We start from the raw sequence: 239 nt of genomic DNA, 5'->3' as shown, positions 1-239 counted from the left end.
TGAGTCGCCATATCACTGATCATCTGAATCGCTTCACGGATTTGAGCTAGGCTCTCTCCGGCCATATCCACATCGTGTACGCTTGTTTTCGCCATATCATGGCTTTGCGTCATCACTTTCACCGCACCATTGGTCGCTTGTTGTAAGCGTTTGATCTTGTCTTCGATCTCTTCTGTTGAAGCATGAGTACGTTGAGAAAGCACACGAACCTCATCAGCAACCACTGCAAAGCCTCGACC

The 239-nt window shown here is 48.5% G+C and carries 1 protein-coding gene; it reads right to left on the bottom strand.

Translation table 11 applies throughout. The annotated features are described in order from the left end of the window. A partial coding sequence (locus tag AB4496_RS25180) for a methyl-accepting chemotaxis protein (RefSeq protein WP_372132553.1) occupies window positions 1-239 on the bottom strand: 239 nt, incomplete at both ends.

This window comes from Vibrio sp. 10N.222.46.A1, assembly GCF_041473595.1.
GTDB lineage: Bacteria > Pseudomonadota > Gammaproteobacteria > Enterobacterales > Vibrionaceae > Vibrio > Vibrio tasmaniensis_A.
The sequence above is the reverse complement of the archived record's forward strand: the minus strand, read 5'-3'. Positions and strand labels throughout refer to the sequence as shown.